Below are 2,510 nucleotides of genomic sequence, written 5' to 3'. Positions count from 1 at the left end.
ACTAGTAAAGAGAATGCAACAAAAACCTTAAAGTTTAACTACATTTTTTCCCGAACGTTCGGGTTTATGCCAAATAGGCTCCTGCAACCACTGTTATAGGAGCCTATAATGATAGTATTCAACTGTGCGACTTCTTATTTCATTGTGACAAACTCTTCGGCAGCAGTAGGGTGGATAGCGATGGTCCGGTCAAAATCTCTTTTGGTCGCTCCCATTTGGATAGCTACTGCAAACCCTTGAAGGATTTCATCCATCCCTTTTCCTATTCCATGTAAGCCAACGACTTTTTCGTCTTTACCTAAACAAACAAGTTTCATATACGCCTTTTGTCGATTTTCTGTAATTGAACTATGCATAGACGTAAAGGATGTTTGATAAATTTTTATTTCTTCCTCTGGGTACAAATCTCTCACTTGCTCTTCTGTCATTCCGATTGTTCCTATAGGAGGATGTGTGAAAATAACTGTCGGTATATTTTGATAATCCAGGTACTCATCTTCTTGACCGTTGAATAACCGTTCAGATAATCGTCTACCCGCAGCAATTGCGACTGGTGTTAACTCTACCCTACCTGTGACATCTCCAACAGAATATATGTTTTCTGCTGTTGTATTTTGGTATTTATCTACTTCGATATAACCGCCCGGGTACACATTAACTCCGGCTGATTCTAAATTCAAGCCTTTTGTGTTCGGTGTTCTTCCCGTTGCCCATACGACCAATTCAGTATCATGTACGGATCCATCTTCAAAAACAATTTGGTAATGTTTATCACCAAGCTCTTTCACTTCAATGATAGATTTATTTGTATGAACAGCTCGCCCTTCTTTTTCAGCTAACTCCATAAACCCTTTTTTGATAATGGAATCAAAACTGTTTAAAGGAGCAGGCTTACGAACAAACAAATGGGTATCGGCACCCATCGCATGGTATATTTGACTCATTTCAACACCAATGTAACCTCCACCGATGACTGCCACACTCTTAGGCAGCTTAGTCAAAGCAAATACGCCATCTGAGACAATTCCCAAGTCACCACCGGGTATGTCTAAGCGTTTTGGTTGACCACCTGTAGCGATAAGTATGTGTTTGGCAGTTAAGGTTTGATCATTCACTTTAACGGTAGACTTATTCACAAACGTGGCTCGTCCTTTAATCAACTCTACCTTATTATTATCTAACCCTCTTTTATATGCCTTGTGTAGAAACGATATATACGATTCTCTGTTTTCAACCATTTTTTTGAAGTTTAATGTTGGTTTTTCTGACCATTCCAAGCCATATCCCTCACCATAATGAGTAATGCTCTCCATCATTTCAGCGACATACCACATCACTTTCTTAGGCACACAACCTAAGTTGACACATGTACCCCCAAGGTTATTTTCTTCTATTAAGGCTACTTTTGCTCCATGCATACCTGCACGATTCGCAGATGCAATACCTCCGCTTCCTCCGCCGATAACTAAATAATCGTAATCATATGAACTGGTCATTTAATTCTTCCTTTCTTATCTTCCACAGCTACATCATACCGAGGATAGACTGTTTTTTCTACATCAAAAAAATATTTTCCTAGAGCATGCTTGTATTTCTCTCTCAGGACCCATGGTTTTTGTTTGCCAGAATAATGAATAAACACGACATTTTCTTCAATATCTTCCAATGTGTATTTACTCGGAAACAATATTCTCAACTTATCAAATACTCTTGGATCCATATTATATATACGCCAATCCTCTTCCAGTATATCATTTACATAGAGGAGATTGAAGATATCTTGGTCTGGTAAAATCAAAACTGGTTTATTCTCTCTAATGGCTTCCACTATTTCTTTCGCGTTAGCAGTTTGTCTGAGTTTTTTTATATTCATTAATACAACGCCTGAGTTAAAGTAATTATCCGATTCAAAATTACGTAATCTCAAATTATTAAAAGGCTGGAGCCACTTGGTTTTATACTTATAGTTTGTCGCAATAAATGAATGACCTTTAAACTCTTTATTATAAAAGGACTTGATATCGTTAATAGCGACTATATCAGGATCTAAATACAACACGCGATCAATCTCTTCTGGTAATAGATACGGTGCAAACATCCACAAATACATCTCTATAGCATAATAACGAGTGATGGCTACTTTATCAGCCGACTCAAAGAAATTCTTACTGTAAATGGGGTGAAATTCATGTCCATGAATTTCAATGCTTTCTCTAAGCTCTTGTAATGTTTCTTCTCTTATCCCGGCGTGCAATAGAAATAGGCGAAAAGTATCATTTGGATGCAAATCAACTATAGATTTTATAAGAACATTCAATGGATAGACATAAGTTTCATTAAGTGAAAACAATAAATTTATCATTATAATTCCTCCAGCATCAATAAACAGTTAGGAGCATAGGCTCTCTCAATATATTATAACCTTTAAAAACACTAGTGTTGCATTAAAATTTTAAACTGTTCCATCGTATAAAAAAATCCTTTATACTAGTACTCGGATGACTTATCCA

The 2,510-nt window shown here is 36.7% G+C and carries 2 protein-coding genes; both read right to left on the bottom strand.

Annotation, left to right across the window (positions count from 1 at the left end; translation table 11 throughout):
* Positions 1-134: 134 nt before the first annotated feature.
* Positions 135-1,496, bottom strand: coding sequence for a glutathione-disulfide reductase (gene gorA / locus C3945_RS11570; protein ID WP_161879806.1), 1,362 nt, complete (start codon positions 1,494-1,496; stop codon positions 135-137).
* Complete coding sequence (locus C3945_RS11565) at positions 1,493-2,362, bottom strand: glycosyltransferase family 8 protein (RefSeq protein WP_161879805.1); 870 nt, start codon at positions 2,360-2,362, stop codon at positions 1,493-1,495. The genes gorA and C3945_RS11565 overlap by 4 nt, the downstream gene beginning before the upstream one ends.
* Positions 2,363-2,510 lie beyond the last annotated feature (148 nt).

It is taken from the genome of Alkalibacterium sp. MB6 (genome assembly GCF_009935905.1).
GTDB lineage: Bacteria > Bacillota > Bacilli > Lactobacillales > Carnobacteriaceae_A > Alkalibacterium.
This window is presented reverse-complemented; position numbering and strand designations above follow the sequence as displayed.

Coding starts and splice junctions, on each gene's coding strand:
- gorA (WP_161879806.1), bottom strand. CDS start 1,496: ATGACCAGTTCATATGATTACGATTATTTAGTTATCGGCGGAGGAAGC.
- C3945_RS11565 (WP_161879805.1), bottom strand. CDS start 2,362: ATGATAAATTTATTGTTTTCACTTAATGAAACTTATGTCTATCCATTG.